The organism is Bacillus kwashiorkori (assembly GCF_001375515.1).
GTDB lineage: Bacteria > Bacillota > Bacilli > Bacillales > Caldibacillaceae > Bacillus_BK > Bacillus_BK kwashiorkori.
The window spans coordinates 1-5318 of sequence record NZ_CTDX01000008.1; the positions used below are offsets into that span (position 1 = coordinate 1).

Consider the following 5318-nt stretch of genomic DNA (forward strand, 5'->3'; position numbering starts at 1 on the left):
ATGTATTAGGCACGCCGCCAGCGTTCGTCCTGAGCCAGGATCAAACTCTCCAAAAAAGTTTGATTTGCTCATTTAAAATACTAGCATGTTTAACGCTTTGTCTTGTTCAGTTTTCAAGGTTCAATTTAAGTCGTTATCTTGAAGCGACTTTTATATAATATCAAATTTAGTTATTCGTGTCAACAAGTTTTTTTATTTTATTTTTCTCAGTAACTCGTAACGACGAAATTTATCATAACAAGTTTTTTATTTTAAGTCAACACTTTTCTTTAAAAAATTATTATTTTAATTTGGATAGTTTGCATGAAATGCTTAACCTATCATCTAATATATCACTGTATGTACAAGTTAGCAATATAAAATCACCAAGTATTAACATTTTCTTGTAGAAAAGATTTCAAATAATCATTAGCCTTTTTTCATCGTTCATTCTTCGCCGTCCTTACTAATTTCTTGATGTTTCAATTCATACTTCTCTGGACAGTCACCTATACTTAGGCCGACACAGACATAACAAGATCAAGCACACATTACAGCAGATTGCTGGGTTTTTGGACTTTGCTCGCATTCATTTCTAATGAATCATCGACCCGTACTTAAGAAGGCGACCCTTTCTTACGAGTCGTGCAATTTTTGCTTTCTTCTATTATAAACGAGTGGATTCACTTGAATCTATCTGAAGAAAAATAAATCTAAGTTCGAAAGCATTTTTATAAGTACACTACTACTTAGGGTATTTCCGAAAAACGATACTTTAATCAACTGAAGTGTTTTTTCTCTTAGATAAAAATATAGTTAAGCCAAATAACACGATAGTACCACCAATGATTTGCGTCCATACAATTTTTTCTTCTAAAAAATAATATGCCAAGATAGTTGCTCCGACAGGTTCAAATAAAATGGCCATCGATATAGCATTAGTACTAATCCACTTGAGGCTCCAATTGAAAAGAGAATGTCCTAATAATGTCGGTAAAAGAGCTAAAAGGAAAAAATATAGCCATTCGATACTAGGATACGGAAAAAGTGTTTCATTATTCACGATCACATAGAAAAATAATGTTATTGCACTAATAAGATAGACTAGGAAAGTATATGTCACTAATGTGACCCTTTTTCGAACGGTTTGTCCAAAAAGTAAATAACCTGTAATGAGGGCACAAGCAACTAAGGCGAGTATGTCTCCCCATAAAGCAATTTTACTTACATTGAAATCTCCCCAACTTATAATAACACTTCCCGTAATAGCAACAATTCCGCTAATAATCATTTTTGCGGTTATTTTTTCTTTATAAATTATATAAGTTCCGATAAACGCGAATAGCGGTTGTAATGTTACTAATACAGTGGAACTTGCCACAGAAGTGTAATGAAGTGATTCGAACCATAATATAAAGTGAAATGCCAAAAAGATACCAGCTACAGTCATTAATATGTAATCTTTACTTGAAATACTTTTTAGTTCCTTTCGATGTTTAGTTAGAAAAAAAGGCAAAAGCATAAGTGCGGATAAAAATAGTCGATAAAATGCGATTACTCCTGCTGGTGCTGATGATAACTTCACGAATATAGCAGATGTGGACACAGAAATTACTCCAATAAAAATTAAAATATATGGGTTAATAGGCGGTTTTTCCATTTTTACTCCCTTATTCATATAATTTTTTTTGATTAATATTTATAATAATACTTGGTGATTATTATTTGTTACTGATTTATCTATTATATAGTTTGTTTGTTTTCTTATCTATGTTTAGAATCTTTTCCGACATTAATATTGCCATGTATCCAGCATTAAGATTACATCTATAGATTTTTCTTAAATTTTTTATTTACTTGGAAGGGACTACTAGTTAATACGGTGATTTATTATGCAAATAACATTTTTAAAAGGAGATAAACAATGTTAGATTACATTGAGATGGAGATTTTAATTAAATTAGGGGTTTCTGCCCTGCTTGGCATGATTATTGGATTGGAACGGGAGATTAAAAGAAAACCAGTTGGTCTAAAGACTTGTTTAGTAATTTCAATTGTTTCTTGTTTATTAACAATTGTTTCTATCCAATCAGCATATAAAGCCGAATCGTCAGTTTATGGGGTTAATATAACGATGGATCCTCTTCGTTTAGCCGCCCAAATCGTATCGGGGGTAGGGTTTTTAGGAGCTGGAGTTATTTTACGGAGAGGAAATAATAGTATATCCGGACTAACGACTGCCGCAATTATTTGGGGTGCTGCAGGAATTGGTATTGCTGTAGGGGCGGGGTTTTATTTTGAAGCCATTGCAGGAGTAATTCTATTAATGATAAGTGTTGAGTTCATTCCCTTTATTATGAATTTAATCGGTCCAAAACAATTAAGAGAAAAAGATTTAGCCCTTGAGCTATATGTCTCCGATAATATATTCATCGAAAAAATAATAGAGGAAATTGAAGGAAAAAAATTCTCAATTAACAGCATAAAAATTCGCGACCTAAAAGAAGGCGGGCATTTAATACAACTTAAAATAGGTGTCAATTTTAGGCAAAAGATAACGGACGTGTATCAATTTGTTTCTAGTCTGGAAGGGGTTTGTAAAGTAGAAATAGAAAAACTTGCCTAAACTCCGCCCTGTGCGAAGAACAACGGGTTGAGAAACCAACAAAGGATTCCAGAAGATCCATAATAAAAGAGGGTATACGAATTCATTTGCGAATTTGTATACCCTTTTGTATGTTTCATTATTATTGTCCTCCAAAACTTGAACTACTTAATCTTACAACCTATTTCTTTTTATTCTTTAACGATATACACATCAAAACCGGCTTTTTTTGCTCGATCAGCAAGTTGTTTGGCATTTTCTTCGTCACGAAATGCACCAATTTGAACTTTATATAGTTGACCTGGATTGTTTTTTGGTGGATCTTGCGGTGGTGGAGATGATTTTTTCTTTAAATTTAGTGATTTAGCTAGCCCATTGACATGTCCACGGGCTAAGTTATCAATGAAACTCGATTTCTTTAATTTATTTGCATCTGCTGAATTGTCAATAAAGCCATTTTCCGTTAACATCGCATCCATAACAGTCTCTCTTAAGACATGAAAATTCGCTTGTTTTTTTCCTCTATTTCTAAAATCAACTTGTTTCATTATCTCGTCATGAATAGTATTTTGTAAATTTTTAGTACGTTGAGGGGATTGTGGGTGGACATAACTTTCAAAGCCGGTTCCTCCGCCAGCATTAATATGGATAGATAAATAAAAATCTGCATTCCAGTCATTTGCAGCTTTTGTTCTTTCGTTCAGACTAACGGTTTGGTCTCCCGTTCTGCTCATTTTCACAGAAACATTTTCATATTCTGATGTTAACATATCGCGAATTCGCTGAGCGATTTGTAAGGTTATATTTTTTTCTTGCAAACCATTTCCAGTTGCTCCGGGATCGGAACCGCCGTGGCCAGGATCAATAAAAATCTTTACCATAGTTATCACCTCAATTATATTTATTCACGAGCAGAATCGATTGACTCTATTTTTACCTATTGGAAAACTTTTCTAAGATTTATTTCCCCCTCCATTCTGTTATATATATATTTAATGAAAGGGGCTGATAATTACTTTTACGGAAAGGAAAAAATGGGGCTTTCCTAAAATTAGTTGATTAGTTGGGGGAAAAACGTAAAAATGCTGCTAGTTCAACATTCTTCGGTTTTATAATTATTGGCTCTGTAAACTATAATATGATCTATTGATAAAAAAATGGAGGTTCCGATATATCAGGAACTTCCATCTATGCAGATATAGCTTATTAGAGATGAAATCCATTTTGGATCCGATATTATAAATGATTTAATACGCCTTCTGCAACTTTAGAGTAATCTTCTTCGGTTATGACTTTTTCGTAGAGTCAAACCAAATTCTATTTTCTTCTAAAGACTTCGCACCTAATCTGTAATGGTTGTTCATATGTTAAGCACTCACTAAATTCGGAGGCATTTTTTCTCTCCAAATAATAGTAGTCCCATCTTTTGGACAAGAATAATTGTAGCCACATCTTTGAAACCGTCAATTCATTGTTTCATTCGACAGTGGATTAATGGACAAACTCACGAGGTTTTTATAAATATTTGCCAAACAATACGAATGCTAGTGCAATAATAATAATTACTATCCAAAGTATTATGTTTATCCATGATAATGACTTAACACTTGTTTTTAATGAACTTGTTTCATAATCGTGGGATCTTGCCACTTCATTTTGTAACGTATCCCCTGAAGATTCATATTTTTTTATTTGCCCATTGACGTCTCTAATGACTAATAATGTCATGATAAAACCTATAATTGTTATAATAAGAATAATTGCCATTAATACCCCTAACACCAAAATCATCCCCTTTGTCATTAGTAAAACATATTTTTTTAATGGAAACAAAAAAATAGCCTTCAATTATAAATAAAGAAGTTTTTGGGAAAAGTGGCAGTTTGGAAGCGTTTGAAGGAACAAGACAAAAGAAATTATTATCCGCTTGAAAAATATATTAAAGCTGTTATAATCAAATATGTTGAGAATTTGCGGGGCATTAGCTCAGCTGGGAGAGCGCTACACTGGCAGTGTAGAGGTCAGCGGTTCGAGCCCGCTATGCTCCATCACTAAAACCCTTGTGTGACAAGGGTTTTTATTTTTTAGCGCGAAAGAAATAATATTTTTTACCTCTAATCTGCACAAACTATGAACATATTTTAATTAAATTTATTTTATTTATTTCATAAATATTTCCCCGAAAAGCTTGATAAATCAAGACTCATTTAAATTTCTCTAACTGAATTTTTACAAAGTTTCAGAGAGGATAAGAAATATATTTTATCAGGATTCAAAACGAAACAACATATGTTAAAATATTTTTTGGATTTCCAAGATCGGAACTTTTACAATCAACCTTGTAATTTATTTCCATTTTTGATAGTACTTGCACAAATTCAATAACTATTTGATAAATATTACTTTAATAATTCTTTCAATCCTTTATTTGCACCTTTGTTTTTTAATTACAATGTCTTTAATGAACTTGTAGTTTTGATTATCTCGTTTGATGTAACACGTAATCACCTTCAGTTGAACCTCTCACCACTTATCGCTCTTGCGAGCTGATTGAAGTGGGAGATTCCTAAGAACACCAGCCTATCGGCTAGTTATTGATTAGGCGAGCCCCGTCATTCCAACGGTTAGAAGTCTTATGGCTTCATTTTTTAGATTTTTTCCTGCGTTAATATCTCGATTTATATATTTAATCAAGTATTTTCTTTGAATCCCTTAATATTATTTATTGAGTTGT

General features: G+C 32.6%; 4 protein-coding genes and 1 tRNA gene. 2 read left to right on the top strand and 3 right to left on the bottom strand.

The window, feature by feature from the left end; translation table 11 throughout:
* Positions 1-754: 754 nt before the first annotated feature.
* Positions 755-1639: a DMT family transporter gene (locus BN1242_RS01975; protein ID WP_062350572.1), complete on the bottom strand. Its 885-nt coding sequence runs from the start codon at positions 1637-1639 to the stop codon at positions 755-757.
* 264 nt (positions 1640-1903) lie between these two features.
* On the opposite strand from BN1242_RS01975, the gene BN1242_RS01980 reads away from it, so the two are divergent.
* Positions 1904-2605 (top strand): MgtC/SapB family protein, encoded by a 702-nt coding sequence (locus BN1242_RS01980; protein ID WP_062350575.1) that lies wholly within the window; start codon positions 1904-1906, stop codon positions 2603-2605.
* A 170-nt stretch (positions 2606-2775) separates the two neighbouring features.
* On the opposite strand, the gene BN1242_RS01985 is transcribed toward BN1242_RS01980, so the two are convergent.
* The gene (locus BN1242_RS01985) at positions 2776-3465 is read right to left on the bottom strand and encodes an N-acetylmuramoyl-L-alanine amidase (RefSeq protein WP_062350577.1); all 690 of its coding nucleotides are present in this window, start codon (positions 3463-3465) and stop codon (positions 2776-2778) included.
* Positions 3466-4099: 634 nt separating this feature from the next.
* A complete protein-coding gene (locus BN1242_RS01990) occupies positions 4100-4366 on the bottom strand; it encodes a hypothetical protein (protein ID WP_158661036.1) in 267 nt (88 codons plus the stop codon).
* Between the two features lie 193 nt (positions 4367-4559).
* On the opposite strand from BN1242_RS01990, the gene BN1242_RS01995 reads away from it, so the two are divergent.
* Positions 4560-4632: transfer RNA gene (locus BN1242_RS01995), tRNA-Ala, on the top strand.
* Positions 4633-5318 lie beyond the last annotated feature (686 nt).